This window comes from Stenotrophomonas sp. GD04024 (genome assembly GCF_029837545.1).
GTDB classification, from domain to species: Bacteria; Pseudomonadota; Gammaproteobacteria; order Xanthomonadales; family Xanthomonadaceae; genus Stenotrophomonas; species Stenotrophomonas forensis.
In genome coordinates this window covers 1-26,097 of sequence record NZ_JAOEDV010000016.1, presented here as the reverse complement: position 1 = coordinate 26,097, position 26,097 = coordinate 1, and the positions used below count along the sequence as shown (strand labels likewise).

The following is a 26,097-nucleotide window of genomic DNA, read 5'->3' as shown; positions in this document are numbered from 1 at the left end:
TTCAGCGTCCTGCGGCAGGCCCCTGACCACGCCCAAGCGGGTGCTAGAATCCGCTCTTTCCTTTGCCGTCGCAGCGCCCCCATGCACCTGTCCCTGCTCAAGACCAAGATCCACCGCGCCACCGTCACCCATTCCGAGCTGAACTACGAAGGCTCGATCGCCATCGACGACAACCTGCTGGCTGCCACCGGCATCCGCGAGTTCGAGCAGGTGCACATCTGGGACGTGACCAACGGTGCGCGCTTCTCGACCTATGCCATCCGCGCCGAAGCAGGCAGCGGCGTTGTCTCGCTCAACGGTGGCGCCGCGCGCCACGTGCAGGTCGGTGACATCATCATCATCGCCGCGTTCGCCAGCATGACCGAGCAGGAAGCCGACAGCTTCAAGCCGAAGCTGGTGTACGTTGATGGCAGCAACCAGATCACCCACACCAACGACACGATCCCGACCCAGGCCGCATGACAACGAACAACGGATTCGACTCGCTGCATTCCCACGCCCAGCGCCTGAAGGGCGCAAGCATTCCCAGCCTGCTCGCCGCCGAACCCGGCCGCGTCCAGGACCTGGCGCTGCGGGTCGGTCCGTTGTACGTCAACTTTGCCCGGCAGAAGTACGATGCCGCGGCGCTGCAGGCGTTGCTGGCACTGGCCGCCGAGCGTGATGTCGGCGGGGCCATCAATCGCCTGTTCCGCGGCGAACAGGTCAACCTGACCGAAGGCCGCGCTGCGCTGCATACCGCACTGCGTGGCGATGTGGTCGATGCGCCGGTGGCGGCCGAGGCCTATGCCACTGCGCGCGGAATCCGCCAGCGCATGGGCGTGCTGGTGCGCGCGCTGGAAGACAGCGGCGTGACCGACGTGGTCAGCGTCGGCATCGGCGGTTCCGATCTCGGCCCGCGCCTGGTGGCCGATGCGCTGCGCCCGGTCAGCGGCGCGCGCCTGCGCGTGCATTTCGTGTCGAACGTGGACGGCGCCGCCATGCAGCGCACGCTGGCCACGCTGGATCCGGCAAAGACCGCCGGCATCCTGATCTCCAAAACCTTCGGTACCCAGGAAACCCTGCTCAACGGCCAGATCCTGCACGACTGGCTCGGTGGCAGCGAGCGCCTGTACGCGGTCAGCGCCAATCCGGAGCGCGCCGCCAAGGCCTTCGCGATTGCCGCCGAGCGCGTGCTGCCGATGTGGGACTGGGTGGGGGGCCGTTATTCGCTGTGGTCGGCGGTCGGTTTCCCGATCGCGCTGGCGATCGGCTTCGAGCGTTTCGAGCAGCTGCTGGAAGGCGCGGCGCAGATGGATGCGCATGCGCTGGACGCACCGCTGGAGCGCAACCTGCCGGTGCTGCACGGCCTGACCGACATCTGGAACCGCAACCTGCTGGGCTGTGCCACGCATGCGGTGATGACCTACGACCAGCGCCTGGCGCTGCTGCCGGCCTACCTGCAGCAGCTGGTGATGGAGAGCCTGGGCAAGCGCGTGCAGCGTGATGGCCAGCCGGTCACCACCGACACCGTGCCGGTGTGGTGGGGCGGGGCGGGCACCGATGCGCAGCACAGCTTCTTCCAGGCGCTGCACCAGGGCACCAGCATCGTGCCGGCCGATTTCATCGGCTGCGTGCACAACGATGATCCCTACACGATCAATCATCAGGCCCTGCTGGCCAACCTGCTGGCACAGACCGAGGCGCTGGCCAATGGCCAGAGCAGCGACGATCCGCACCGCGATTATCCGGGCGGCCGCCCGAGCACGCTGATCCTGCTTGATGCACTCACCCCGCAGGCATTGGGCGCGCTGATCTCGATGTACGAGCACGCCGTGTACGTGCAATCGGTGATCTGGAACATCAATGCCTTCGACCAGTTCGGTGTCGAGCTGGGCAAGCAGCTGGCCAGTGGCCTGCTGCCGGCGTTGCAGGGTGAGGACGTGGCGATCGCCGATCCGATGACCCGCGAGATTCTTGCGCAGCTGAAGCGCTGAGCCTGTCCCTGGAGGTGCCGGCCACCGGCCGGCCATCCCCGCATCTCACATCCCGGCCATGCACGCGCCCTTCCGTGTTGCGCGTGCCGTGCATCCGCGTGCCTGCCGCAGCGCAGCTTGACGCCGCATCGAATGCCGATGCAGTGTGCACGGGCGGCAGTACCTGTCATCCAGTATCGCTCGCAGCATGAAGTTGATGCCAGGGACTGGCCGTATCCGAAGGAACGTGGAATCGATCCACGTTCTCAACGCCTCATGTTGTGAATGACAGGAGATTGCGAATGGATCTGAATGACGATGTTGTGTCCGGCTGGCTCAACGGCTCGGACGATGTGGATGGGTGCGCCAACCCCGCCGGTTCGCTGTTCATCTATGGCGCTGCGGCCACCGAGTCCGCGCTCACGTCGGCCTCCGACACCCTGATCACCGGTGGTGGTACCGAGTGCACCACCACGATGTCGGTGGTCAATCACTGCCTGTGCTGTTGATGTAGCCCGAGCCGGTACGCAGCGGTTTGCGCTGCGTGCCGGCCACTGGAACAGACTCTGGACACTTTGCAGGGGGCGTAATGACCGCTTCTCCGGCTGCGGCCGCGTTTGCGCGCATCACCGAACATTTTCTTGCCGATGCGCGCGCCGCGTTGGCCGCTGGCCTGCATGACCCCGCTATCGACCTGCATCCGGACGAACGCAAGCTGCTGCACGGGCAGGGCGATGCGGCGCTTCGTGAGCATGCCCAGCTCAAGCTCAATCGCGTGCTGCTGCTTGAACTGCATGCCGCCGCGCGCGGCGGTGACATCGGCCCGCTTGACAGCGCCGGTGCGCTGGACGAATTCATGGCCCTCGCCACCAGCGAGGGCTTCCAGGAGCATCTGCAGCGACGCTACCCGGTGCTGTTGCCGCGGCTGTCGCGCATGCTCGAAGGGCAATGCGCGGCCGTGGTGGAGCTGGCCGCGCGCATCGGCAGTGATCGCGCGCTGCTGACGGAGCTGCTCGACCGGCCGGCAGGAGCGTTGCGTGCCGTCTCGCTGGGGCGGGGTGACCTGCATGGCGGCGGCCGCACAGTGGCGCGGCTGCAGTTCGACGGCGGCACGCTGATGTACAAGCCACGCTCGCTGCGCATCGATGCCACGCTCGATGGCCTGCTTGCCGCAGTCTTCGGCGAAGGCGCGGACCGGGTACGCGTGCCCCGCGTGGTTGATCGTGGCAGCCACGGCTGGGCCGCATTCGCGGCGCACCGCTATTGTTCCGGTGACGAAGAGCTGCGTGCCTATTACCGCGGCCTCGGTCACTGGCTGGCGATCCTGCGCCTGGTCGGGGGTACCGACATCCATCTTGAGAACCTGATTGCAGTCGGGCCGGTGCCGGTGGTGGTCGACGCCGAAAGTGTGTTTTCGCGCGTCATCGACGTCGAACCCTCAGGCTTGGGCGATGCCTACGACACGGCCGTCAAACTGATGCGCAATTCCGTGCTGCGCACCGGTATCGTGCCGTTCCGCACCACCGGCCTCGGCATGGAAGGAGTGGACCTGTCCGCCGCCGGCGCGCTGCCGGGCGAGCAGCCACGGGTGCAAGTGCCGGTGATCATCGAAGACGGGACCGCGTCGGCGCGGCTGGGCCTGGTCGAGGCGGAAGTCGCCATCGCACAGAACCATCCGAGCCCGCAGCCGGATGTCTCGTTGTACTGGGACCACATCAGCGAGGGTTTCGTCGATGCCAGTGGGCGCCTGCGCGCGCTGGATGCGAAGGGCGAGCTGATGCCGTTGCTGGCGGGGTTCGAAGGGTGCCAGGTGCGGGACGTGCGGCGGCCGACCATGGCCTATGCCGAGCTCGGGCGGATGCTCTGGCATCCGGCGTCCCTGCACAATGAAGCCCAGGCAGTCGAACGTGCCGTCGACCTGCTGGTGAGGAACGCGGCGGTATCGCCGGCTGCACCTTCGGATCTGGACACCGTGCGCGGCGAGGTGGATGACCTGCGCTACGGAGACATTCCGATCTTCGCATCGCTGCTGGATGCGCCACGCATCCATTCGATCGTTGCCAACTGGCGCGCGATGCGCATCGATCTGGAAGAAGTGACCATCCGCAGCACGCTGGTGGCCACCGACCTGAACCAGCATGCGCTGGCACGTGCAGAGGCCCGCTCCGGCTACAGCTACGCGGCACGGCAGCCGCACGCCGACGAACTGGATGCGCGTCGACGCGCACTCGCAGCGCGCGCGGTGGAGAACCTGCTGCGACTGGCCGTGCACGGTGAAGACGGCTCGATGACCTGGATCACGCCCGAGGTGACCCGCAGCGGCTGGACGGTTCAACCAGTGCAGCCCGACCTGTACTTCGGCCTGGGTGGCATTGCCTTCGCGCTGGCGGCTTACCGCCGTGAAGTGGCGCAGGGGCGTGCAGATCCGGTGGCCGGCCTGGAACCGGCCATCGACGGCGCCATTGCGGTGTTCCAGACCATGTGCGAGCGCCATCCTGCCGAGATCGACGGTGGATTCGTCGGCACCGGTTCGCAGATCTGGACCCTGCTGGCGTTGCACGATCTGTTGCAGCGGCCGGCACTGCTGGCGCTGGCAGAGCACTGTGCGGAAGCCGCCGAACGCCGTGGTTTCCAGGGGCCGGTGAAGTTCGAACTGATTGATGGCGTGTCCGGCATGATCCTGCCGCTGCTGGCGCTGGCCGAGGCCACCGGCAGCGCGCGCTGGCTGGATCTGGCGGCTGCAGCGGGACGACGGATGCAGGATGCGGCGATCGTCGATGCCGACGGTGCGCGCTGGCCGACGCCGCAGTTCCGGGAGCCGATCGGTGGCTTCGGCCATGGTGCGATGGGCATGGGGTGGGCGCTGGCACGGCTGGCACGTTCGCAGGCGGGCAGTGCGGCAGAGCGCGCCGCCTGGCGGCAACTGGCAGAAGAGGCCTTCGCGTTCCAGGCGGCATTGTTCGAGCCGCATACCGGGCACTGGCGCGACATCCATCTGCAGGACGGGCAGAAGAACTTCCCCACCTGGTGCCATGGCAGCGTCGGCATCGGACTGGCGGCCGCCGACCTGTATGCGCGTACCGGCGACCCGGCGCAGTTGCGCGACATGCGCCGGGCGGTGGCCGATGCACGCGGCAAATGGGGTTTCAGCCATACCCTGTGCCACGGCGACGTGTCGACCCGCGAGCTGCTGGTGCTGGCCGCCGCGCTGGACCCGGAGGGCTGCCCCTATGCGCGGGATGATGCAGCCATCGAGATCGTGTCTTCGATCGAGGAGCACCAGGGCATGGTCGGCGGGTTGACCCGTGCGGCCTTCACCCCGGGCCTGATGATCGGGCTGGCCGGCGCGATCTATGGATTCCTGCGCATGCATCCGGCCTGCGTGCTGCCGTCGCCGCTGCTGCAGGAGACGGCGTCGGCGCGGGCGGGCGCAATGGAGCCACGATTCAGCAGCGGGCAGGCCGTGCCGGCGGCGCTGGCGGAGGCCTGAGCCGGGAACGTCCCGCGGCGGTCAACGGGTCGGGTCGCGTTCCGGGCTCGGCCGCTTGGCCAGCTTGCGCTGCAGCGAGCGCCGGTGCATGCCGAGCAGGCGCGCGGCTGCCGAGACATTGCCACCGGTCTCGTGCATCGCCTGCTGGATGTGTTCCCACTGCAGGCGGCTGATCGGCGTCATCGCGTCGGGCACTTCCATTTCGCCATCGTCGGCCGGGCCGTCGTCTTCCTCGCCCAATGCGCGCAGGATCATCGGTACGGTCGCCGGCTTGGGCAGGTAGTCGTCGGCACCGAGCTTGATGGCTTCCACCGCGGTAGCGATGCTGGCGTAGCCGGTCACCAGCAGGATCCGCATGTCGGCACGCAGGGCGCGCAGCGGCTGGATCAGGGCCAGGCCCGAATCGCTGCCCAGCTTCAGGTCGATCAGCGCGAACGCTGGCGGATGCTGGCGGGCCAGTGCCAGCGCGCTGGCGGCATCCTGTGCGGTCTGCGTTTCAAGCCCCTTGCGGGCCAGGCTGCGCTGCAGGGTGCGCAGGTACAGCTCGTCGTCGTCGACCAGCAGGCCCAGGGTGGAGTGGTGAAGGCTCATGGGGTGTCCTCGCGTGGGGCCAGCGGCAGGCGGAAGCCGACGCGGCTGCCGGCCCCCTGGGCCGGGCGCATCCACATCTCGCCGTCGAGGCGTTCGATGGTGGCATGGGACAGGGCCAGGCCGACGCCCATGCCCTCGCTCTTGCTGCTGCCGAACAGCTTGCCCGGCAGCACGGCGGCGCGGGCATCGAAGCCGTGGCCGTAGTCGCGGACTTCGCCGATCAGGTCGTCGCCTTCGATGCGCAGGTCCAGGTCCACGCGCGGCCGGCCGGCCTTCTCGCCGGCATCGGCGGCGTTGTTGAGCAGGACCATCAGCAGGTGGCCCACGCCCGGGTCCAGCGGCAGCCGCAGTGGCGCATCGTCGTTGCGGTGCAGGTCGATGGTCGGCCGCACCAGTCGCCATTGCTCCAGCACCTGCTGGGCGCTGGAGTGACTGCGGCCCGGCGCGTCGGCCGACGCTGGTGCGGCCAGTGCCAGCACCCGCTCACGGCACTGCACCAGCAGCTCGCGCAGGGTTTCCATGTCCTCGCGTACTTCCGGCTCTTCGCTGCGCTCGGCGACGTCGTCGGCGAGCAGGGTCATCGTCGCCAACGGGGTATTCAGTTCATGCGCCACCGAGGCGGCATGGGTGGCCAGCGCGACGATGCCTTCGTTGCGCGCGAAGCGCTCGCGCAGCGCCGACAGCTCCAGCTCGCGCTGGCGCAGTGCCAATGCCAGCCGGGTCGAGAACGCCAGCACCACCGCGGCGGAGATCAGGAAGTTGGCCACCACGCCCCAGCGGTTGAGGTCCTGTGCGCGGAAGTAGCCGTCCGGCAGGGGCTGCCCGAAGATGCCGCTGCTGGCGTAGCCGAGCAGGCAGGCCAGTGCGACCGCCAGCGCCCAGCGCAGGGGAAGGGCGAATGCGGCCAGTGCGATCAGGATCAGGAACAGCGAGCTGAACGGGTTGGCCATGCCGCCGCTCCAGCCCACCATCCAGGTCAGGATGATCACGTCCACCAGGATGTGGCCGAAGGCGGTCAGCGGCGCGGTGTCAGCTGCCTCCGGGCGCAACTGGGTGTAGACGTTGAACAGGGCCAGCACCGCCACGCCGGCCCACAACGGCAGCTGCGGCAACGGCAGGCCCAGCACCCAGGTGGCCACCAGGATGGTCGCGGCCTGGCCGCCCACGGCAAGCCAGCGCAGGCTGCACAGGGTACGGAGAAACGGAGCGTCGGGACCGGTCATTCATGCCCATCGTATGCGTTCGCGGGCGGGCGTGCCTGCGACAATAGGCCGCAGCCGTGCCGCCGGCTGAATGCGAGTCACCCGGAATGCGGGGGCGGGCGGTAGAATGCGCCCATGCACGACGCCGTCACCCGCCCGACTCCGCCCTCCGATGCCACCTCCTGGCCGCGCCGCCAGACCCATGCCGTGCAGATCGGCGGGGTCACCGTAGGCGGAGGCAAGCCAGTGGTGGTGCAGTCGATGACCAACACCGACACTGCCGACGTGGCCTCCAGCGTCAAGCAGGTGGCCGAGTTGTGGCGTGCCGGTTCGGAAATGGTGCGGTTGACCGTCAACACCGTTGAAGCCGCTGCGGCGATTCCGCGCATCGTCGACAAGCTGGCGATGATGGGCATCGACGTACCGCTGATCGGTGACTTCCATTACAACGGCCACCAGCTGCTGACTGCCGAGCCCGCCTGTGCCGAAGCACTGGCCAAGTACCGTATCAACCCGGGCAACGTCGGCTTCGGCAAGAAGAAGGACCTGCAGTTCGCCCAGCTGATCGAGTTTGCGATCCGCTACAACAAGCCGGTGCGCATCGGCGCCAACTGGGGCTCGCTGGACCAGGCCCTGGCGGCGAAGCTGATGGACGAGAACAACCTGCGCGAACAGCCCTGGGATGCCGGCCGCGTGCTGCGCGAGGCGCTGATCCGTTCGGCGCTGGATTCGGCCGAGCAGGCGGTGGAACTCGGCCTGCCGCGCGATCGCATCGTGTTGTCGGCCAAGGTCAGTGGCGTGCAGGAGCTGATCGCGGTGTACCGCGACCTGGCCCAGCGTTCCGACTTCGCCCTGCACCTGGGCCTGACCGAGGCCGGCATCGGCAGCAAGGGCATCGTCGCGTCGTCGGCGGCGCTGGGCGTGCTGCTGCAGGAAGGTATCGGTGACACCATCCGCATTTCGCTGACCCCGGAACCGGGCCAGTCGCGTACGCAGGAAGTGATCGTCGCCCAGGAACTGCTGCAGACCACCGGCCAGCGCGCCTTCACCCCGCTGGTCACGGCCTGCCCGGGCTGCGGTCGCACCACGTCCGAATTCTTCCAGGAACTGGCCAAGGTGGTGCAGAACCACGTGCGCGAGAAGATGCCGCTGTGGAAGATCCACCACCCGGGGGCGGAGAACATGACCCTGGCGGTGATGGGCTGCATCGTCAACGGGCCCGGTGAGTCGCGCCACGCCAACATCGGCATCTCCCTGCCGGGTACCGGTGAGACGCCGGCGGCGCCGGTCTTCGTCGATGGCGAGAAGAAGGTGACCCTGCGTGGCGACAACATTGCCCAGGAGTTCGTCGCCCTGATCGACGATTACGTCGAACACAACTATGTCCGAAGCGCCGGATAAGCCTGCGATCCTCGCTGCACCGGAGTCAGCCTCCGGTTTCCGCCACTGGATGGCGCGCAACGCCTGGCGCCTGCTGCTGCTGTTCGGTGGCGTGCTGCTGCCGTTGGCCGGTTTCGTCGCGCTGGCCGATGAAGTGCACGAATTTGAATCGTTCCATTTCGATGCCCCCCTGCTGTGGCAGATGCATGGCCTGCATTCGCCGCTGCTGGACCGCTTCTTCGTGCTCATCTCCAGGCTGGGCTACGAGTGGTTCCTGATCCCGGCCGATGTGCTGATCATCGGCGTGCTGCTGGGCTACCGGCGCTGGCGCGAGGCCACCTTCGTCGGCGTCAGCTTCGTCGGCTCGGCGCTGCTGAACATGGGCAGCAAGCACTTCTTCCAGCGCCAGCGCCCCAGCCTGTGGGAATCGATCGCGCCGGAATCGACGTTCAGTTTCCCCAGTGGCCATGCGATGGGGTCGATGACCCTGGCGGTGACCCTGGTACTGCTGGCCTGGAACACCCGCTGGCGCTGGCCGGTGCTGCTGCTGGCCCCGGCGTTCAGCCTGCTGGTCAGCGTGTCCCGGGTCTATCTGGGGGTGCATTACCCCTCCGATATCCTGGCCGGATGGTGTGCCGCGCTGGTTTGGGTGGTAGGGTGCTATCTGGTCATGTTCAGTCGCCGGCACCCATGGCGACGTCACGGCTCGCCGCCAGCGAAGGCCAGCGAAGCATCATCACAGGGGGTTTGACGTGGATGACCCTTCGGGGACGTCTACGTGATAGATCAGTTGTTTCGTTGCAGCAGGTTCTGCAAGACAGGGGGCAAGCACCAGGCGCGGTACTGTGATGCGCAAGGCAGATTGCCATTGCCGCATTACGAACGCGCTTGCAGGGTTACGGCACCCTGCCTAGCTTGACCTGCAATGGCCGCATTCGAAGAGGTACGTGAATGACGATTCGAGTCTACCTGGTGGATGACCACGCACTGGTCCGCACCGGGATGAAGATGATTCTGTCGGGGGAAACCGACATCGAGGTGGTGGGCGAAGCCGAGACCGGCGAAGACGCGCTGCGTGAAGTGCGCCAGCTGCTGCCGGACGTGGTGCTGTGCGATCTGCACCTGCCGGGTGTCAGTGGCATGGAAGTGACCGAGCGCATTGTCCGCAGCCACCGCAATACCCGCGTAGTGATCGTGTCGGTGCTGGAAGACGGCCCGCTGCCGAAGCGCCTGCTTGAAGCCGGTGCCGCCGGCTACATCGGAAAGGGCTGCGATGCGCAGGAGCTGCTGCGTGCGGTGCGCGACGTGGCGGCCGGTCGTCGCTACCTGGGCACCAGCATCGCGCAGAACCTGGCGCTGTCGACGGTGGAGGGCAACGGCTCGCCGTTCGACAGCCTGTCGCCGCGCGAGCTGGAAGTGGCGCTGCTGCTGACCCAGGGCCTGCGCCAGGAAGACATCGCGCGGCGCCTGAGCCTGAGCGCGAAGACGGTGAACACGCACAAGGCGCGGTTGTTCGAGAAGATGGGGATCCACGACAACATCGCGCTGGCGCGCATGGCGAGCCAGTACGGGCTGGTGGATCCGGCACGGCCGTTGTGAGGGTTTCGGCCAACGGCTGAGCCCCTCGCGGTGTGCGGTGCGGTTGAATTCTGAGGGGCCGGGCGGATGGGCTGTGCAGGGGGCGCTGCAAGTACGTCCCTGTAAGCTCGGTCGCCGCATCCATGCGGCTCACGCCCCTGCACAACCCATCCGCCCGGCCACGGACAGGTTCCGTGCGCGTCCACCGCGGAATGAAGAAGGAAGAGCAGGAGCGGGTCGCGCGCTGTGCGCGCTCGTCGCCCGGGGTCGGATCCCTTTCCCGGTGGGAAAGGGCTCTGACCCCTGATGATGCCGGAGCCGAGCGTGGGCTCGGCTCTACACCTTTGTCGGGCTCAGTGGCCGCGCACGCGCTTGATGATCTTCGCCGCGTCGGCGGCGCTGGCGCGGACCTTGTCCCATTCGCCGTCGGCGATCCAGTTGCCCGGTACCATCCACGAACCACCGATGCAGACCACGTTCTTCTGCTCGAGGTATTCGGCGGCGGTGTTCTCGGTGATGCCACCGGTCGGGCACAGCTTGAGATCGGCGACCGGGCCGGCCAGGCCCTTGATCATCGCCAGCCCGCCCACGGCCGTGGCCGGGAACAGCTTGCACACGCGGAAGCCGCGCGCATACAGCGACAGCAGCTCGGTCGGCGTCGCGGCACCCGGCACCACCGGCAGCGGGGCGGCGGCCAGCGCATCGGCCAGTGCCGGCGGCGTACCCGGGGTCACCAGGAAATCCGCACCCGCATCGATGGACTGCTGCATCTGCTGCACGGTCAGCACCGTGCCCGCGCCCACCACCACATCGGGCAGCTCGCGCTTGAGCATCGCCAGCGCTTCCATCGCCACCGGCGTACGCAGGGTCAGCTCGATCGCCGGCAAGCCCCCTTCCAGCAGCGCCGCACTCACCGCACGCGCCTGGTCCAGCGTATGAATCGTCACCACCGGCAGGATGCCCGCCGCATGCAACAGCTCCGCCGCCTTCACCTGATGTTGTTCGATACCCATAGCTCTGCTTCTGCCTTTGCTTCTGCGTTTGAATTTGATTTTCAGTGATCACTTCGCGGCGTATCGGCGCCGGAAACTGTGATGCGGCGGAGGGCAGCCCGTCGCCAGGACCGTTCGCGCCATGGATGGCGCGACCGAGCCTACAGGGACGTATTCACGGCGTGTCCTGGCGACGGGCTGCCCTCTGCCGCCGCCAGCAAACTCACCGCCGCAACAAACCCGCAACGCTCTTCAACCCTCAGGCGTCCTTCGCCTCATGCGGCGCCGCCGCTGCCGCCGCATCGTGCCCCAGCTCATACTCGGCGTCGTAATCCCACGGCCCACCATCCGCCGCTGCCGGCCCGCACGAAATCGAAATCGCGCCCTGGTCGGCCGGGCCCACCACGCGACGGTTGATCGCGAACAGATTGCGGCCCAGGTCATGCGCTGCCGGAGCCGTGTTCGGCGCCAACGACCGCGCCGCCCATTCGGCGGCGTCCACCAGCACTTCCAGCGTGCCGGCTTCACCATCCAGGCGGATCATGTCGCCCTCGCGGACCTTCGCCAGCGGGCCACCGCGCGCCGCTTCCGGCGTCACGTGGATGGCCGCCGGAATCTTGCCCGAGGCGCCGGACAGGCGGCCGTCGGTGACCAGCGCCACGCGCCGGCCCTGGTTCTGCAGCAGGCCCAGCAGCGGCGCCAGCGAATGCAGTTCCGGCATGCCGTTCGCACGCGGGCCCTGGTAACGCACCACCGCCACGAAATGCTCGGGCAGCAAACCGCCGGCGTGCAGCTTGTTCAGCACCTGCGGCGCATCGACCACCACCGCCGGTGCCTCGATGCTGCGGTACTGCGGCTTCACCGCCGACAGCTTGATCAGTGACTTGCCCAGGTTGCCGCGCAGCAGGCGCAGGCCACCCTGGCTTTCGAACGGGTTGTCGACGCTGCGCACCACCTCTTCATCGGCACTGCGTTCCAGGCCCGGCAGGTAGACCAGCTTGCCCTCGCGCAGCTGCGGCTCGCGGGCGTAGTCGGCCATGCCGCCACGCGCCACGCTGACCAGATCGCCGTGCATCAGGCCGGCCTTGATCAGTTCGCCGAACACGAATGCCGGGCCACCGGCGGCGGCGAAGCGGTTCACGTCGGCTTCGCCGTTCGGGTACACACGGGCCAGCAGCGGAATCAGCTGCGAGAGTTCGTCGAAATCATCCCAGGTCAGCACGATGCCGGCGGCCCGCGCCACCGCGATCCAGTGGATGGTGTGGTTGGTCGAGCCGCCCGTGGCCATCAGCGCGATGACCGCGTTGATGATCGCACGCTCGTCGATGATCCGGCCCAGCGGGCGGAAATCGTCGCCCAGCGCGGTGATGTCCAGTGCGCGCTCGGTGGCTTCGCGGGTCAGTGCATCGCGCAGGGCGGTGTCCGGGTTGACGAACGACGCACCCGGCAGCTGTACGCCCATCGCTTCCAGCAACACCTGGTTGGAATTGGCGGTGCCATAGAAGGTGCAGGTGCCGGCGCCATGGTACGAGGCGGACTCGGCCTCCAGCAGCTCCTCGCGGGTGGCTTCACCGGCGGCGTAGCGCTCGCGCACTTCGGCCTTCTGCTTGTTCGGAATGCCCGGGGTCATCGGGCCGGCCGGCACGAACACCGCCGGCAGGTGGCCGAAGGCCAGCGCACCGATCAGCAGGCCCGGCACGATCTTGTCGCACACACCAAGGTGGACGGTGGTGTCGAACATGTCATGGCTGAGGCCGATGGCCGTCGCCTGGGCGATCACATCGCGCGAGAACAGCGACAGTTCCATGCCGCCACGGCCCTGGGTCACGCCGTCACACATTGCCGGCACCGCGCCAGCCACCTGTGCGGTGGCGCCCAGCTCGCGGGCGATCTTCCGGATCTGTTCGGGGTAGGTCTCGAACGGCTGGTGCGCCGACAGCATGTCGTTGTAGGCGGTGATGATGCCGAGGTTCGGCGTCACGCCGCCGCGCAGCCGGCTCTTGTCAGTACCGCCGCAGGCGGCGAAGCCATGGGCGAGGTTGCCGCAGCTCAGGCGGCTGCGGAAGGGGCCATCGCGCAGGGCGGCGTCGATCGCGGCCAGGTAGGCGGCGCGCGAGGCGGCGCTGCGGCGGATGACGCGCTCAGTGATGGCGTGCAGTTGCGGATGGAGGCTCATTGGCTACCGGCGTTCGTGGTGGCGAGAGGCAAGCGGCGGCAGCGCGCCGCCGCCGACTTCAATCAGCCCAGTGGACGCGCAGGCGCGCGCCTTCCAGGTTGATCGCGTTGAGGATCGGGTACTGCTGGGCGTCGTTGCTGTCCAGGGCCTGGCGCAGCACCTGCAGCTTCTGCTTGCCGCGCAGCAGCAGCAGGCGCTGGCGGCACTGGCGCAGGCCGTGCGGGGTCAGCGTGATGCGCAGCGGCCACTGGTTGGCACCGGGGCAGCCGGTGGCATCCAGCGCCGCATAGGGCAGGGTGCTTTCCAGCGCGCGGGCGAGGTCCTTCGAGCCCGGGAACAGCGAGGCGGTGTGGCCGTCATTGCCCATGCCCAGCGCCACCAGGCTCGGCGGCTGGCTGTGCTGGGCCTGCAGGTTGGCGGTGTAGACGCATTCCGGCAGCGGCTTGCCGACGCGCACCAGCGGGTCGAAATGCGCACCCTCGGCGCGCTTGAGCAGGTGCTCGCGCACCAACCAGGCGTTGCTGTCACGATCCTGCGGCGACAGCCAGCGCTCGTCGGCCAGGCTGACTTCAACCCGGTCCCAGTGCACGTCCAGCTCGGCCAGTGCCTGGTAGACCGGCGCCGGCGTGGTACCGCCAGACAGCAGGATGCGGGCGCGGCCCACTTCGTTGATGTCGTGGTTGAGGGTCTGTGCCATCTCGGCGGCGACCGCCTCGATCCAGCCATCGGCGTCGCCGTGCTGGATGAACTCGATGCGGTCGTCGTGGAAGGTGGGGCTCATGCGGCAACTCCTGGTGCGTCACGTTCGGCGTCGGCGGCATAGGCGGCGGCGCCCAGCAGCCCAGCGTGGGGATGCATCACCGCCAGCGACGGCACCCGCGCCATGATCGAAGAGAAGCGGCCCTTGTGCTCGAAGCGCTGGCGGAACCCGGAGTGCTGCAGCGAATCAAGCATCTTCGGGGTCAGGCCGCCGGTCAGGAACACGCCGTCCCAGGCGCCCTGGGTCAGCACCAGGTCACCGGCGATCGCGCCGAACACGGCGCAGAACACGTCCACGGTGCGCATCGCCTGCGGGTCGCCATGCAGCGCACGTGCGGTCACGTCCACCGGCTGCAGCTGGCCCGGATCGATGCCGGCCATCTCGCACACGGCGCGATGGATGTTGACCAGGCCAGGGCCGCAGATCAGCCGTTCGTTGGAGACGCGCCCAAACTGCTCGGACAGGATCTCCAGGATGCGGATCTCCTCCGGCGTTCCCGGAGGGAAACTGACATGGCCGCCTTCGGTTTCCAGCGGATAGCAGCGGCCATGGCGAAGGATCAGGCCGCCGACGCCGAGTCCGGTGCCGGGTCCGATCACCGCGTAGTTGCGCGGCTGTCCGGGTTTGCCTGGTACCCATGCCGCGCCACCGACCTGGATCACGTCTTCCGGCTGCAGCAGCGAGATTGCCATCGCCTGTGCGGCGAAGTCGTTGATCAGGTGCAGTTCGTCGAAGCCGAGCATCGCCGCGGTGCGGCTGCGCGAGATCACCCACGGGTGGTTGGTGATGCGTGCCTCGTCACCATCGACACGGCCCGCCACCGCGAACACGCCACGGCCCGCGCTGGCACCGATCTGTTCGAGGTGATGACGTGCGGCGTCGCCCAGCGATGGGAACTCCGCCACTGCGTATTCGCGGATGCTGTCCTTCAGCAGCGGCGCGTCCAGCGAGGTATCGGCCAGTGCGAAACGGGCATTGGTGCCCCCGATGTCGGCGACCAGCACCGGCTGCGAGCCGACACTCATGCCGAGGCTCCACTGTCCGGCGCATCCACGCCCTGCGGCAGGAACTCCGTTGCGTTGCCCGGGCCCCACTGGCCGGCGGGGTAGGGTTCCAGCGGCAGCCTGGCTTCCTTCCAGGCATCGGCGACGCTGTCGATCCATGCCCAGGCCGCGCGGACTTCGTCGTCGCGCACGAACAGCGTGTGGTTGCCGTTGAAGGCATCCAGGAACAGGCGTTCGTAGGCGATGCGGCGGTGCAGGCCGGTCGGCACCGACAGTTCCAGTTCCAGCGGATGCAGTTCCAGCGCGCCCCATTCCGGGCCGGCCAGGCTGCTCATCAGGCCCAGCTCGATGTTCTCCTGCGGCTGCAGCTGGAACACCAGGCGGTTCGGTGCGGCCTGCGCACGCTGCGGGCGCTCGAACAGCCAGTGGGTGACCGGCTTCAGCGTGACCACCACGCGGGTGGTGCGCTCGGGCAGGCGCTTGCCGGTGACCAGGTGGAACGGCACGCCGCTCCAGCGCCAGTTGTCGATATGCGCGGTGACGCCGGCGAAGGTTTCCACGTCGCTGCCTTCCGGCGGCTGGTAGGCCTGGGCCGGCTGGCCGTTGATGGTGCCGGCGGTGTAGCGGCCACGGATGCTGTCACGCGCGGCGTGCTTGGCATCGAGCGGGCGCAGGGCGCGCAGCACCTTGACCTTCTCGTCGCGGATGCGGTCGGCTTCCAGCGAGGCCGGCGGCTCCATCGCCACCATGCACAGCAGCTGCAGGATGTGGCTCTGGACCATGTCACGCAGCGCACCGGAACGGGCGTAGTAGGCGTCGCGGCCATCCACGCCTTCGCTTTCGGCGACCAGGATGTGCACCGATTCAATGTAATTGCGGTTCCACACCGCTTCCAGCAGCGTGTTGCCGAAGCGCAGCGCGATCAGGTTCTGCACCGCCGCCTTGCCCAGGTAGTGGTCGAGGCGGAACACGCGGTCCTCGTCGATCCACTGGCCGATGGTGGAGATGATCTCTTCAGCGCTTTCGCTGTCGCTGCCGATCGGCTTCTCCAGCATCAGCCGTGCCGGCGCGGCGAGGGCGCCGCCCTTGGCCAGGCCTTCGCAGGTGGAGATGTACAGGCCCGGCGGGATGGCCAGGTAGCTGACGCACTTGCGGTGCACCAGGTCGGAGACCGCGGCGGCGACCGAGTCGACGTCGCGCAGGTCCACCGAGCGGTAGTCGATGCGGCGCAGCAGCCCGGCGATGTCGTCCTGCGTAGCCATCGGCATGGCCTGCTGCAGGCGCGGCCGCAGGATGTCATGGAAGGCTTCGGTGTCATGCCCGGACAGGGCCAGTGCGCGGATGCGGAAGTCCTCCGGCAGCAGGCCGTCGCCGAGCAGGCGAAGCAGCGAAGGGAACAGGTAGCGCTGGGCCAGATCACCTGTGGCACCGAACAGGAAGAGGGTGTCGTGCATCGCTCGAGTTTCAGATCCGGGTGACATCGTTGTCAATCGCTTCATGGCTGGGTTCGGGGGACATCCGCGCAACTGCCTGTCCGAGGTTCGTCGGGCGGGTTTCCCGGGGCTCCGGAAGACCGTTCCAATCGAAACCACTACCTCGGCGGAACCTTCGTTCAATCGCCGACGCAGATCGGTGCGCACCGATCATCGGATAGTGCCACGTGAAAACGTTTACATGGCAGAATGGGCAACTGTATTCGATTGCAGTGCTCGCCGCCATGCGGTGGGCGCGCAATCATCACTGCCATCGGGAGGGCCGAGGCAGTCCCAAAAGACAGCCCGGCTTCGGGCGGACCGGATTAGGTGATATGGCAAAAGTGCAGTTGCAGGGTGTGCGCAAGGTCTATGACAACGGCCAGGTCGCGGTGAAGGACGCCAGCTTCGAGGTCGCCGATGGCGAGCTGATGGTGCTGGTCGGCCCGTCCGGCTGTGGCAAGTCGACCCTGCTGCGGATGGTGGCTGGGCTGGAAGAGATCAGCGGCGGCACGCTGACCATCGGCGATCGCGTGGTCAACGACGTGGCGCCGAAGGATCGCGACATCGCGATGGTGTTCCAGAGCTACGCGCTGTACCCGCACATGACCGTGGCCGAGAACCTGGCCTTCGGCCTGAAGCTGCGCGGCCATGACAAGGCGACGATCGACAGGCGCATCGCCGAGGCGGCGCAGACGCTGGGCCTGACCGAGATGATGGACAAGCTGCCCAAGGCGATGTCCGGCGGCCAGCGCCAGCGTGTTGCGCTTGGCCGCGCGCTGGTGCGCGAGCCGGCGGTGTTCCTGCTCGACGAGCCGCTGTCCAACCTCGATGCCAAGCTGCGCCACAGCGTGCGCACCGAGATCGCGCAGCTGCACCGCAAGCTGGGCACCACCATGATCTACGTGACCCATGACCAGGTCGAAGCGATGACCCTGGGCCAGCGCATCGTGGTGCTGAAGGACGGCGTCATCCAGCAGATCGACACGCCGATGGCGCTGTACGACCGCCCGGCCAATCTGTTCGTGGCCGGCTTCCTCGGCAGCCCGGCGATGAACGTGCTGCGTGGCACGCTGCAGGGCGATGCCGGTGGCGTGACCGTGGTTGACGGCGAATGGCGCGCGCCGCTGGGCCAGGCCACGATCGATCCGGCGTGGCTGCAGAAGCCGATCGCGGTGGGCGTGCGCCCCGAGCACCTGCAGCCGGCGACCGCCGACGATGCGCATGCGTTCAACGCGCGCATCGAAGGCATCGAACCGGTCGGCAACGAGATCTTCGTCAACCTGAGCAGTGGCCAGCATGCGCTGACCATGCGCGTAGCGCCGCAGGTACTGCCGGCGGTGGGTGAGCAGATCCGCGTGGCGATCCACCCGCAGGGGCTGCATTTCTTCAACCCGGAAACCGGCGAGCGCCTGTAACGGGTAGAGCCGGCCGCTGGCCGGCAACCTCAACCAGGCGTGGTTGCCGGCCAGCGGCCGGCACTACCATTCATTCGCCGAAGGCGTGCGGACCAACGGTCCGCACCCACCGAAGCGTCGGGTGGATTCAGCGCGCCAATCCGTCCAGCAACGGCATGCGCTGCGCGACGGCATCGCCGACCTGCAGATCGGCGTCACTGGCCTCCAACGGCAACACCGCCAGCGCCAGGTCGCCGGCTACGCTGGCGATCGTGCCCAGCGCCGCGCCGTCCTGTTGCACGCCATCACCGGCCTGCGCCGGCGCCGCGGTATGCAGCAGCTGCACCGCGCGCTTGGCCTTGCCGAGGAAGTGGGTGCGGGCGACGATCTCCTGGCCCGGGTAGCAGCCCTTCTTCACGCTGTAGCCGTTCAGGCGATCCAGCCCCAGTTGCTGCGGAGTCCACACCTCGCGCTGGCTTTCCTCAAGCCGGGGCAGGCCGTAGCGCAGGTCGGCCTGGCGCCAGGCCAGGGCGAAGGCCGCCTCATCGGCTTCGCTGCCGGCGGCGAAGGCGTCGGTAGCGCCGATGCGCAGGGTGCGCGGCAGGGCATCGCTGCCAAGGTCCAGTTCCCAGCCGTCACCTGCGGCGTGCGCAATGGCGGCGCCACTGGCGGCCTCGGGCGCGGTGAAGGCGCCGGCCACCGCCAGATCGCTGCGCACCAGCACCTTCACCTTGCGGCGGAACACGAAGCGCTGCAGTTGCGACGCAATCGCATCGGCATCGCCGTCGGCCAGCACCAGCATCACATGGTCTTCGGCCAGCCGGAGCAGCTGGAACACCGCCAGGGTGCGGCCCTTGGCACTCAGCCAGGCACTCCACTGCCAGTGCAGCAGGGGCAGGGCAGTGACATCGCTGCTGAACTGGGCGTGGGCGAAAACGGCCGCATCGACACCCTGCAGGCTCAGCAGCTGGTGGCCGGGAAGGCGCGGATATCCGACGAAAGCAGGGGGCAGGTTGTCAGGCACGTGAACGAGGTCTAAAATTTGTGCGTTGCGAGACCGAACATGATAGGCCAAACAACCCCCACTCCCGACGACGAATCTGAAGCCCCGCTGGTCCCCGCGGCACCCGTGCCCGTGGAACAGGAAAAAGCAGAGGAATTCGGCGGCCGCGGCGGACTTGATCCGGTGCGGTACGGCGATTGGGAGAAAAACGGACGCTGCATCGATTTCTGATCAGCATTGAGCCAACGCGGCCGCGTGCCGCCCAGCCGAGACAACGAGCCCAGCGAATGGCGACCAGACAACGCCCACTTTCCCCGCACCTTCAGGTGTATCGCTGGCAGATTCAGATGGCCACCTCGATCCTGCATCGAGCCACTGGCGTCTTTCTGTCTGTTGGTGCCCTCATCATCGCCGCGGGCCTGCTGGCCCTGATGATGGGGCCCGAGTCCTGGAACTGCTTCACCGGCCATGCCGGGGCCTGGTATGGCCGCGTGTTCCTGTTCGCGTGGACATGGTCGTTCGCCTATCACCTGTGCAATGGCATCCGCCATGTGGTGCAGGACTTCGCCATCGGCTTCAGCATTCCCGCCTTCATCCGCAGCAGCTGGCTGTCGGTCACCGGCAGCCTGGTGATCACCCTGCTGGTGTGGGCCTATGTGATGTTCGGAGGTGCCGCGTGAGCAGGTTCCGTACCCCGTTGAAGAGCGTGCGCGGCCTTGGTTCGGCCAAGACCGGCACCGAACACTTCGTGCACCAGCGCCTGACCGCCGCCGCCCTGGTGGTGCTGGGCATCTGGTTCCTGGTCTTCGTGCTGAGCCTGCTGGGTTCGGATTACGCGACCGCCGCCGCCGCCGTGGCCAAGCCGTGGAATGCCGTGCCGCTGATCGGCCTGCTGATCGCCATGTTCTGGCACGCGCAGCTCGGCATGCAGGTCGTGCTGGAAGATTACATCCACGAATCGCTGCTGGCCCTGGTGCTGCAGACCGCGGTGAAGTTCGTCGCCGTGCTCGGCATGATCGTCAGTGTGTTTGCGGTGGGCCGCATCGCCCTCGGCGTTGCCTGAGCCCAGGCACCAACACAGGAATCCAGATTAGATGTCCGCTTACAAGATCACCGAACACAAGTACGACATGGTCGTGGTCGGCGCCGGCGGCGCCGGCCTGCGCGCCACGTTCGGCCTGGCCGCCAAGGGCCTGCAGACCGTGTGCCTGACCAAGGTCTTCCCGACCCGTTCGCACACCGTTGCCGCCCAGGGCGGTATTTCGGCCGCACTCGCCAACATGGGCGAGGACGACTGGCGCTACCACTTCTTCGACACCATCAAGGGTTCGGACTGGCTGGGCGACCAGGACGCCATCGAATACATGTGCCGTGAGGCCATCCCGGCCATCATCGAGCTCGAACACTACGGTGTGCCGTTCTCGCGCACCGCCGAAGGCAAGATCTACCAGCGTCCGTTCGGTGGCATGACCACCAAGTACGGCGAAGGCCCGGCGGCGCAGCGTACCTGCGCGGCGGCCGACCGTACCGGCCACGCGATGCTGCACACCCTGTACCAGCAGTCGCTGAAGCACGACGCGCGCTTCATGATCGAGTACTTCGCGCTCGACCTGATCTTCGATGAAGAAGGCGCCTGCCGCGGTGTGCTGGCCCTGGACATGTCCGACGGCACCCTGCACCTGTTCCGCGCCCAGGGCGTGGTGCTGGCCACCGGCGGTTACGGCCGTGCCTACTTCAGCGCCACCTCGGCGCACACCTGCACCGGCGACGGTGGCGGCCTGGCCATGCGTGCCGGCATCGCCATGCAGGACATGGAGTTCGTGCAGTTCCATCCGACCGGCATCTACGGCGCCGGCTGCCTGATCACCGAGGGTGTCCGCGGTGAAGGCGGCATCCTGCGCAACAGCAGCGGCGAGCGCTTCATGGAGCGCTACGCACCGCACTACAAGGACCTGGCCTCGCGCGACGTGGTCAGCCGTTCGATGACCATCGAGATCCGCGAAGGCCGCGGCGTCGGCGAGCACAAGGACCACATCCTGCTCGACCTGACCCACCTCGGCCCGGGCGTGATCGACGAGAAGCTGCCGGGTATTGCCGAGAGCGCCCGCATCTTCGCCGGCGTCGACGTGCACAAGCAGCCGATCCCGGTCATCCCGACCGTGCACTACAACATGGGCGGCATCCCGACCAACTACCACGGCGAAGTCGTGCGCAAGGTCGGCGACAACCCCGATGCGGTGGTGCCGGGCCTGTACGCCATCGGCGAAGCGGCTTGCGTGTCCGTGCATGGCGCCAACCGCCTGGGCTCGAACTCGCTGCTGGACCTGGTGGTGTTCGGTCGTGCGGTGGCCAACCGCTGCGCCGAGACCATCAAGCCGGGCGCATCGCACAAGCCGCTGCCGGCCGATGCCTGCGACAAGGCGCTGGGCCTGCTGGACAAGCTGCGCCACGCCAACGGCGATACCCCGACCTCGGTCATCCGCGATCGCATGCAGCGCACCATGCAGGCCGACGCGGCCGTCTTCCGCACCAGCCAGACGCTGAAGGAAGGCTGCGAGAAGATGGACAAGATCTTCGACTCGTTCCAGGACGTGAAGGTCTCCGACCGTTCGCTGGTGTGGAACTCGGACCTGATCGAGACCTACGAGCTGAACAACCTGCTGCTCAACGCGGTGGCGACGATCAACTCGGCCGAACAGCGCAAGGAAAGCCGCGGCGCGCATGCGCACGAGGACTTCCCGGACCGCGACGACGTCAACTGGCAGAAGCACACCCTGGTCAGCGTCGACGAGAAGGGCAAGTGCAGCTTCGACTACCGTCCGGTGCACATGTACACGTTGACCGACGACGTGTCCGTAGTGCCGCCGAAGCCGCGCGTGTACTGATCCGACCCCGCCTACCATGCAATCCGCGCCCACGGGCGCGGGCCGCCTGAGCCAACGAGAGCAGCCATGGCCGAGTTTTCACTCCCCAAGAATTCCAAGATCACGAAGGGCAAGCACTTCCCCGTCAAGAACGGCGGCAAGAACGTGCGCACCTTCAAGATCTACCGCTGGAGTCCGGACGACGACAGCAACCCGCGCACCGATACCTATGAAGTTGATCTGGACGCCTGTGGCCCGATGGTCCTGGACGCCCTGATCAAGATCAAGAACGAGATCGACCCGACCCTGACCTTCCGCCGCTCCTGCCGCGAAGGTATCTGTGGCTCGTGCGCGATGAACATCGACGGCACCAACACCCTGGCCTGCACCCGAGCCATCTCGGACTGCGGCAAGAAGGAAGTGCCGATCTATCCGCTGCCGCACATGAACGTGGTCAAGGATCTGGTTCCGGACCTGACCCACTTCTACGCGCAGTACGCCTCGATCAAGCCGTGGATCCGCACCCAGACCCCGGCACCGCCGGACCGTGAGCGCCTGCAGTCGCCGGAAGACCGCAAGAAGCTGGATGGCCTGTACGAGTGCATCCTGTGCGCCTGCTGCTCGACCAGCTGCCCGAGCTACTGGTGGAACGGCGAGCGCTACCTGGGCCCGGCGATCCTGCTGCAGGCCTACCGCTGGATCATCGACTCGCGCGATGAGGACACCGGTGCGCGCCTGGACGATCTGGAAGATCCGTTCAAGCTGTACCGCTGCCACACCATCATGAACTGCGCCCGGACCTGCCCGAAGGGCCTGAACCCGGCGCTGGCGATCGCCGAGATCAAGAAGCTGATGATGGAACGCCGCGCCTGATACGGCGCCGGGTAGTTGCATGACCCCAGCAGAGCCACGCCATGCGTGGCTTTGCTGTATCTGGAGAAGCACGATGGAAGAAGATGTTCTGCTGAAGAAGCTGCGCTGGCGTTGCCGCCGCGGCATGCGCGAACTGGACCAGTTGTTCGGCCGTTACCTGGACCACGAATGGAGCACTGCGCCGACCGAAGAGCGCGAGGTTTTCCTGTTCCTGCTCGATTGCGAGGACGATAAGTTGTGGCGCTGGTTCATGGGCTATGAGGCCTGCCCGCATGCGCACGCGATCCCTCTCATGCAGAAGATCCTCGCCCTCAAGCCTTGAGTGGCGTCCCTCGCGGCTGCAGGCCGCCGCCCAGCTGGCGGTGCTGCTGGCCGCGCCCTGGCTGCTGCGCGCCTCGGAGCTGCCGCCGCGCCTGCTGATCCCTGCCGTGCTGCTGGCCTGGGGCCTTGGCCTGGCCGAGCTGGCCTGGCGGCTGCGCAGGCCGCGCCTGCGGGTGCGGCTGCCGCCGCTTCCCGAGCCGCTGCAGGTGGCTGGGCAGGACATTGATGTGCCACGGCTGGTGGTGCGTGGTGCCTGGCTGTTGTTGTCCTGGCGTGAGGGCCGACGCCGCCGGCACCTGTTGTTCTGGCCGGATGTGCTCGATTCCGGGCAGCGACGTGAACTGCGACTGGCCGTGGCCGCACGTGCCGTTTCCCGTCGGCCGCGTACGATGGCACCATAAGCTGAATTGACTGGCGTGCCTGCATGTTCAAACCCATCCCCGTGGCGATCGGCCTGCGCTATCTGCGCGCCAAGCGCCGCAACGGCTTCATCTCCTTCATCTCGATGGCATCGATCCTGGGCATCGCGCTCGGCGTCACGGTGCTGATCACCACGCTGGCGGTAATGAGCGGTTTCCAGAAGGAAATCCGCAGCCGCCTGCTGCAGATGACCGCGCACACCACCATCAGTCGCGACGGCGAGCCGATGCCGGACTGGATGCGTGTGGTCGACATCGCCAGCAAGGACCCGCGCGTGGCGGGTGCCGCGCCGTACATCGAGATCCAGTCGATGATCAGTGGCCCGCGCGTCCAGGGCGCGATCATCCAGGGCATCGACCCGGCGCTGGAGCCGAAGGTGTCGGTGATCGACAAGAAGGTCACCAAGGGCAGCTATGACAGCCTCAAGCCGGGCAGCTTCAACCTGCTGCTGGGCAAGGAGCTGGCGATCTGGCTGGGCGTGGACGTCGGCGACCAGGTACTGGTGACCTTCGCCGAAGTGCAGGGCACGCCTGCCGGTGCAGTGCCGCGGATGAAGCGCTTCACCGTCAGCGGCATCTTCGAGGCCGGCTATAACGAGGTCGACCGTGGCGTCGGCTTCGCCAACATGCAGGACCTGGAGCGCGTGCTGCGCAGTGACGGTGCCACCGGCGTGCGGCTGAAGCTGCACGACATGGACCGCTCGCTGGAGGTGGGCGTGGACCTGGCGCAGAGCCTCGGCGGCGCCTACCGCGTGAGTGACTGGACCCAGCAGAACGCCAACCTCTACCACTCGCTGCGCATGGAGAAGGTGGTGATGGGCATCCTGCTGTCGCTGATCATCGCGATGGGTGCGTTCAACCTGGTGTCTTCGCAGGTGATGCTGGTCACCGACAAGCAGGCCGATATCGCGATCCTGCGCACCCTTGGCCTGACCCCGGGCGGGGTGATGCAGGTGTTCATGGTGCAGGGTTCGCTGATCGGCATCTTCGGCACCCTGGCCGGGCTGATCGGCGGCATCACCCTGACCCTCAACCTCGAACGCATCCTCGGTGCCATCGAGGCGGTGTTCAACGTCAAGCTGATGCCTGAGGACGTGTACTACATCACCGGCCTGCCGACCGACATGCAGACCGGCGACGTGGTGGCGATCACCGTGGTCGCGCTGCTGATGAGCTTCCTGGCCACCCTGTATCCCGCCTGGCGGGCAGCACGCACCCAGCCGGCGGAGGCCCTGCGCTATGAATAAGGTCTTCAACCGCGGCGATGAAGTGATCCGCGCCGAAGCACTGGGCAAGACCTACGCCGAAGGGCGCATGCAGACCCCGGTGTTCGATGGCCTGGACCTGACCGTGACCGCTGGCGAGACGGTGGCGATCATCGGTGCGTCCGGCGCCGGCAAGAGCACGCTGCTGCACCTGCTGGGTGGGTTGGATGTTCCAACCGCCGGCGAAGTCTATGTGACCGGCCAGCGCATGTCGGCGCTGTCGGATACCGCGCGCGGCCTGCTGCGCAACCAGGCGCTGGGCTTTGTCTACCAGTTCCATCACCTGCTGCCGGAATTCACCGCGCTGGAAAACGTGATGATGCCGGTGCTGCTGGCTGATACCGCCGTGGCCGAGGCGTCCAGCCGCGCAACGGCCCTGCTGGAGGCGGTCGGTCTCGGCCATCGCCTGGACCACAAGCCGGGCGAGCTGTCCGGTGGCGAACGCCAGCGTGCCGCCGTGGCGCGTGCACTGGTCAACCACCCGGCCTGCGTGCTTGGCGACGAGCCGACCGGCAACCTGGATGACCGCACCGCAGGCACCGTGTTCGAGCTGATGCTGGAACTCAACCGCGCCCGCCACACCAGCCTGGTGCTGGTCACCCACGACCGCAGCCTGGCGCGTCGCCTTGATCGGGTGCTGGAACTGCGCGAAGGGCGGCTGCACGCATTGGCCCACGCTGACGTCTGAGCCGCTGGTCCCGCCTGGGTGGAAGCCGACCTTGGTTGGCTGCTCCTGCGGGGCAAGCGCCAACCAAGGTTGGCGACTACCGGATTCCGGAGTCCTGGGCCTGCCTTGGTGGAGGTCGACCTTGGTCGACCGCCGACCGCCGCCTGAATGGGGCTCCCGGTCGTCGCACGGGCGCCACTCTGGCAGGCGCATGATGGCGACAGTACCCCGAGGAGATCGCCATGAAGACCCCGATCCTGATGGCCGGCCTCTGCCTGGCCCTGGCCGCCTGTGCGACCACCGGCCGGCTCAGCAGCGCCGAGAAGCTGGACCTGTACCGTGCGCATGCCGGTGCGCCGCAGAACGACATGCAGTTCTTCGGCAGCCTCAATGGCTGGACCGAACTGGGAGACAGCGCGCTGGCGGTATGGACCCGCCCCAGCGAAGCCTATCTGCTGGAGTTGAACGGCCCCTGCCAGGACCTGACGTTTGCCACCGCCATCGGCCTGACCAGCCAGATGAATCGCGTTTCGACGCGCTTCGACAAGGTGCTGGTGCGCGACCCCACGGGCGGCCCACGCATGCCGTGCTTCATCAAGAGCATCCGCAAGCTGGACGTCAAGGCGTTGCGTGCGTCCGAGCAGGAGCTGCGCCAGGCCCAGGTGCAGGAGCGCGAGGAAGACACGAAGAA

At 67.4% G+C, this 26,097-nt stretch carries 26 protein-coding genes; 18 read left to right on the top strand and 8 right to left on the bottom strand.

What is annotated here, in order from left to right; all coding sequences use genetic code 11:
* The first annotated feature begins 81 nt into the window (after nt 1-81).
* The 4 genes from panD (at nt 82) to N7590_RS07605 (ending at nt 5,442) form a co-directional block, all read left to right on the top strand.
* Nucleotides 82-462, top strand: a complete 381-nt coding sequence (panD, locus tag N7590_RS07620; protein ID WP_008268179.1) for an aspartate 1-decarboxylase — start codon at nt 82-84, stop codon at nt 460-462.
* Complete coding sequence (gene pgi / locus N7590_RS07615; protein ID WP_279935292.1) at nt 459-1,973, top strand: glucose-6-phosphate isomerase; 1,515 nt, start codon at nt 459-461, stop codon at nt 1,971-1,973. The genes panD and pgi overlap by 4 nt, the downstream gene beginning before the upstream one ends.
* A gap of 281 nt (nt 1,974-2,254) precedes the next feature.
* Entirely contained in the window at nt 2,255-2,461 is a 207-nt protein-coding gene (locus tag N7590_RS07610; protein WP_049423517.1) for a DUF6229 family protein, read from the top strand.
* A gap of 80 nt (nt 2,462-2,541) precedes the next feature.
* Nucleotides 2,542-5,442, top strand: a complete 2,901-nt coding sequence (locus N7590_RS07605) for a type 2 lanthipeptide synthetase LanM family protein (protein WP_164241885.1) — start codon at nt 2,542-2,544, stop codon at nt 5,440-5,442.
* A gap of 21 nt (nt 5,443-5,463) precedes the next feature.
* Here N7590_RS07605 and N7590_RS07600 read toward each other — a convergent pair whose 3' ends face one another.
* Both N7590_RS07600 and N7590_RS07595 read right to left on the bottom strand, forming a co-directional pair.
* Nucleotides 5,464-6,033, bottom strand: a complete 570-nt coding sequence (locus tag N7590_RS07600) for a response regulator transcription factor (protein WP_008265983.1) — start codon at nt 6,031-6,033, stop codon at nt 5,464-5,466.
* Complete coding sequence (locus N7590_RS07595) at nt 6,030-7,256, bottom strand: ATP-binding protein (protein WP_053449382.1); 1,227 nt, start codon at nt 7,254-7,256, stop codon at nt 6,030-6,032. The genes N7590_RS07600 and N7590_RS07595 overlap by 4 nt, the downstream gene beginning before the upstream one ends.
* 114 nt (nt 7,257-7,370) lie before the next feature.
* Here N7590_RS07595 and ispG point away from each other — a divergent pair, with 114 nt between their 5' ends.
* From ispG to N7590_RS07580, 3 genes are all read left to right on the top strand, one after another.
* Nucleotides 7,371-8,636 carry a flavodoxin-dependent (E)-4-hydroxy-3-methylbut-2-enyl-diphosphate synthase gene (gene ispG, locus N7590_RS07590; RefSeq protein WP_164241884.1) on the top strand — a complete coding sequence of 422 codons (1,266 nt, stop codon included), beginning with the start codon at nt 7,371-7,373 and terminating at the stop codon, nt 8,634-8,636.
* Entirely contained in the window at nt 8,617-9,366 is a 750-nt protein-coding gene (locus N7590_RS07585) for a phosphatase PAP2 family protein (protein WP_053449384.1), read from the top strand. The genes ispG and N7590_RS07585 overlap by 20 nt, the downstream gene beginning before the upstream one ends.
* A gap of 200 nt (nt 9,367-9,566) precedes the next feature.
* Nucleotides 9,567-10,214, top strand: a complete 648-nt coding sequence (locus tag N7590_RS07580) for a response regulator (RefSeq protein WP_006432784.1) — start codon at nt 9,567-9,569, stop codon at nt 10,212-10,214.
* Between the two features lie 332 nt (nt 10,215-10,546).
* Here N7590_RS07580 and eda read toward each other — a convergent pair whose 3' ends face one another.
* The 5 genes from eda to zwf form a co-directional block, all read right to left on the bottom strand.
* Nucleotides 10,547-11,206 carry a bifunctional 4-hydroxy-2-oxoglutarate aldolase/2-dehydro-3-deoxy-phosphogluconate aldolase gene (gene eda, locus N7590_RS07575; RefSeq protein ID WP_053449385.1) on the bottom strand — a complete coding sequence of 220 codons (660 nt, stop codon included), beginning with the start codon at nt 11,204-11,206 and terminating at the stop codon, nt 10,547-10,549.
* Nucleotides 11,207-11,444: 238 nt separating this feature from the next.
* Entirely contained in the window at nt 11,445-13,361 is a 1,917-nt protein-coding gene (edd, locus tag N7590_RS07570; RefSeq protein WP_053449386.1) for a phosphogluconate dehydratase, read from the bottom strand.
* A gap of 58 nt (nt 13,362-13,419) precedes the next feature.
* Nucleotides 13,420-14,142, bottom strand: coding sequence for a 6-phosphogluconolactonase (gene pgl, locus N7590_RS07565; RefSeq protein WP_053511422.1), 723 nt, complete (start codon nt 14,140-14,142; stop codon nt 13,420-13,422).
* Nucleotides 14,139-15,146: a glucokinase gene (gene glk, locus N7590_RS07560; RefSeq protein ID WP_006432897.1), complete on the bottom strand. Its 1,008-nt coding sequence runs from the start codon at nt 15,144-15,146 to the stop codon at nt 14,139-14,141. Before glk ends, pgl begins: the two co-directional genes overlap by 4 nt.
* Complete coding sequence (gene zwf, locus N7590_RS07555) at nt 15,143-16,579, bottom strand: glucose-6-phosphate dehydrogenase (RefSeq protein ID WP_053511423.1); 1,437 nt, start codon at nt 16,577-16,579, stop codon at nt 15,143-15,145. Before zwf ends, glk begins: the two co-directional genes overlap by 4 nt.
* A gap of 353 nt (nt 16,580-16,932) precedes the next feature.
* Here zwf and ugpC point away from each other — a divergent pair, with 353 nt between their 5' ends.
* Nucleotides 16,933-18,015, top strand: coding sequence for a sn-glycerol-3-phosphate ABC transporter ATP-binding protein UgpC (ugpC, locus tag N7590_RS07550; RefSeq protein ID WP_053511424.1), 1,083 nt, complete (start codon nt 16,933-16,935; stop codon nt 18,013-18,015).
* A 127-nt stretch (nt 18,016-18,142) separates the two neighbouring features.
* Here the strand turns inward: ugpC and N7590_RS07545 are convergent, their stop codons facing one another.
* The gene (locus N7590_RS07545) at nt 18,143-19,018 is read right to left on the bottom strand and encodes a folate-binding protein YgfZ (protein WP_164241882.1); all 876 of its coding nucleotides are present in this window, start codon (nt 19,016-19,018) and stop codon (nt 18,143-18,145) included.
* 39 nt (nt 19,019-19,057) lie between these two features.
* On the opposite strand from N7590_RS07545, the gene N7590_RS07540 reads away from it, so the two are divergent.
* The 10 genes from N7590_RS07540 to N7590_RS07495 all read left to right on the top strand — a co-directional run.
* Nucleotides 19,058-19,228, top strand: coding sequence for a DUF1674 domain-containing protein (locus N7590_RS07540; RefSeq protein WP_005409075.1), 171 nt, complete (start codon nt 19,058-19,060; stop codon nt 19,226-19,228).
* A gap of 56 nt (nt 19,229-19,284) precedes the next feature.
* Nucleotides 19,285-19,677, top strand: a complete 393-nt coding sequence (sdhC, locus tag N7590_RS07535; protein ID WP_005409076.1) for a succinate dehydrogenase, cytochrome b556 subunit — start codon at nt 19,285-19,287, stop codon at nt 19,675-19,677.
* Entirely contained in the window at nt 19,674-20,060 is a 387-nt protein-coding gene (gene sdhD, locus N7590_RS07530) for a succinate dehydrogenase, hydrophobic membrane anchor protein (protein ID WP_006432981.1), read from the top strand. Before sdhC ends, sdhD begins: the two co-directional genes overlap by 4 nt.
* Nucleotides 20,061-20,091: 31 nt before the next feature.
* Nucleotides 20,092-21,882, top strand: coding sequence for a succinate dehydrogenase flavoprotein subunit (gene sdhA, locus N7590_RS07525; protein WP_053449391.1), 1,791 nt, complete (start codon nt 20,092-20,094; stop codon nt 21,880-21,882).
* Nucleotides 21,883-21,948: 66 nt separating this feature from the next.
* Entirely contained in the window at nt 21,949-22,734 is a 786-nt protein-coding gene (locus N7590_RS07520; protein ID WP_005409079.1) for a succinate dehydrogenase iron-sulfur subunit, read from the top strand.
* 73 nt (nt 22,735-22,807) lie between these two features.
* On the top strand, nt 22,808-23,056 hold the full coding sequence (locus tag N7590_RS07515) for a succinate dehydrogenase assembly factor 2 (protein WP_005409080.1): 249 nt from the start codon (nt 22,808-22,810) through the stop codon (nt 23,054-23,056).
* Nucleotides 23,007-23,456: a hypothetical protein gene (locus tag N7590_RS07510; protein WP_053511426.1), complete on the top strand. Its 450-nt coding sequence runs from the start codon at nt 23,007-23,009 to the stop codon at nt 23,454-23,456. Before N7590_RS07515 ends, N7590_RS07510 begins: the two co-directional genes overlap by 50 nt.
* Before the next feature lie 23 nt (nt 23,457-23,479).
* Complete coding sequence (locus N7590_RS07505; RefSeq protein ID WP_006433034.1) at nt 23,480-24,721, top strand: lipoprotein-releasing ABC transporter permease subunit; 1,242 nt, start codon at nt 23,480-23,482, stop codon at nt 24,719-24,721.
* Entirely contained in the window at nt 24,714-25,427 is a 714-nt protein-coding gene (gene lolD / locus N7590_RS07500; RefSeq protein ID WP_053511427.1) for a lipoprotein-releasing ABC transporter ATP-binding protein LolD, read from the top strand. The genes N7590_RS07505 and lolD overlap by 8 nt, the downstream gene beginning before the upstream one ends.
* Nucleotides 25,428-25,648: 221 nt before the next feature.
* Nucleotides 25,649-26,097 (top strand): DUF6491 family protein (locus N7590_RS07495; RefSeq protein ID WP_006433036.1); only part of this gene is annotated, 449 nt, incomplete at its 3' end.

What these genes read in the sequence shown, in the direction of transcription:
- N7590_RS07610 (WP_049423517.1), top strand. Translation starts at nt 2,255, where the DNA reads ATGGATCTGAATGACGATGTTGTGTCCGGCTGGCTCAACGGCTCGGAC.
- N7590_RS07595 (WP_053449382.1), bottom strand. Translation starts at nt 7,256, where the DNA reads ATGACCGGTCCCGACGCTCCGTTTCTCCGTACCCTGTGCAGCCTGCGC.
- eda (WP_053449385.1), bottom strand. Translation starts at nt 11,206, where the DNA reads ATGGGTATCGAACAACATCAGGTGAAGGCGGCGGAGCTGTTGCATGCG.
- pgl (WP_053511422.1), bottom strand. Translation starts at nt 14,142, where the DNA reads ATGAGCCCCACCTTCCACGACGACCGCATCGAGTTCATCCAGCACGGC.
- sdhA (WP_053449391.1), top strand. Translation starts at nt 20,092, where the DNA reads ATGTCCGCTTACAAGATCACCGAACACAAGTACGACATGGTCGTGGTC.
- N7590_RS07515 (WP_005409080.1), top strand. Translation starts at nt 22,808, where the DNA reads ATGGAAGAAGATGTTCTGCTGAAGAAGCTGCGCTGGCGTTGCCGCCGC.
- N7590_RS07580 (WP_006432784.1), top strand. Translation starts at nt 9,567, where the DNA reads ATGACGATTCGAGTCTACCTGGTGGATGACCACGCACTGGTCCGCACC.
- pgi (WP_279935292.1), top strand. Translation starts at nt 459, where the DNA reads ATGACAACGAACAACGGATTCGACTCGCTGCATTCCCACGCCCAGCGC.
- N7590_RS07510 (WP_053511426.1), top strand. Translation starts at nt 23,007, where the DNA reads ATGCGCACGCGATCCCTCTCATGCAGAAGATCCTCGCCCTCAAGCCTT.
- N7590_RS07520 (WP_005409079.1), top strand. Translation starts at nt 21,949, where the DNA reads ATGGCCGAGTTTTCACTCCCCAAGAATTCCAAGATCACGAAGGGCAAG.
- glk (WP_006432897.1), bottom strand. Translation starts at nt 15,146, where the DNA reads ATGAGTGTCGGCTCGCAGCCGGTGCTGGTCGCCGACATCGGGGGCACC.
- N7590_RS07600 (WP_008265983.1), bottom strand. Translation starts at nt 6,033, where the DNA reads ATGAGCCTTCACCACTCCACCCTGGGCCTGCTGGTCGACGACGACGAG.
- N7590_RS07605 (WP_164241885.1), top strand. Translation starts at nt 2,542, where the DNA reads ATGACCGCTTCTCCGGCTGCGGCCGCGTTTGCGCGCATCACCGAACAT.
- ispG (WP_164241884.1), top strand. Translation starts at nt 7,371, where the DNA reads ATGCACGACGCCGTCACCCGCCCGACTCCGCCCTCCGATGCCACCTCC.
- panD (WP_008268179.1), top strand. Translation starts at nt 82, where the DNA reads ATGCACCTGTCCCTGCTCAAGACCAAGATCCACCGCGCCACCGTCACC.
- ugpC (WP_053511424.1), top strand. Translation starts at nt 16,933, where the DNA reads ATGGCAAAAGTGCAGTTGCAGGGTGTGCGCAAGGTCTATGACAACGGC.
- N7590_RS07585 (WP_053449384.1), top strand. Translation starts at nt 8,617, where the DNA reads ATGTCCGAAGCGCCGGATAAGCCTGCGATCCTCGCTGCACCGGAGTCA.
- N7590_RS07540 (WP_005409075.1), top strand. Translation starts at nt 19,058, where the DNA reads ATGATAGGCCAAACAACCCCCACTCCCGACGACGAATCTGAAGCCCCG.
- zwf (WP_053511423.1), bottom strand. Translation starts at nt 16,579, where the DNA reads ATGCACGACACCCTCTTCCTGTTCGGTGCCACAGGTGATCTGGCCCAG.
- edd (WP_053449386.1), bottom strand. Translation starts at nt 13,361, where the DNA reads ATGAGCCTCCATCCGCAACTGCACGCCATCACTGAGCGCGTCATCCGC.
- lolD (WP_053511427.1), top strand. Translation starts at nt 24,714, where the DNA reads ATGAATAAGGTCTTCAACCGCGGCGATGAAGTGATCCGCGCCGAAGCA.
- sdhC (WP_005409076.1), top strand. Translation starts at nt 19,285, where the DNA reads ATGGCGACCAGACAACGCCCACTTTCCCCGCACCTTCAGGTGTATCGC.
- N7590_RS07505 (WP_006433034.1), top strand. Translation starts at nt 23,480, where the DNA reads ATGTTCAAACCCATCCCCGTGGCGATCGGCCTGCGCTATCTGCGCGCC.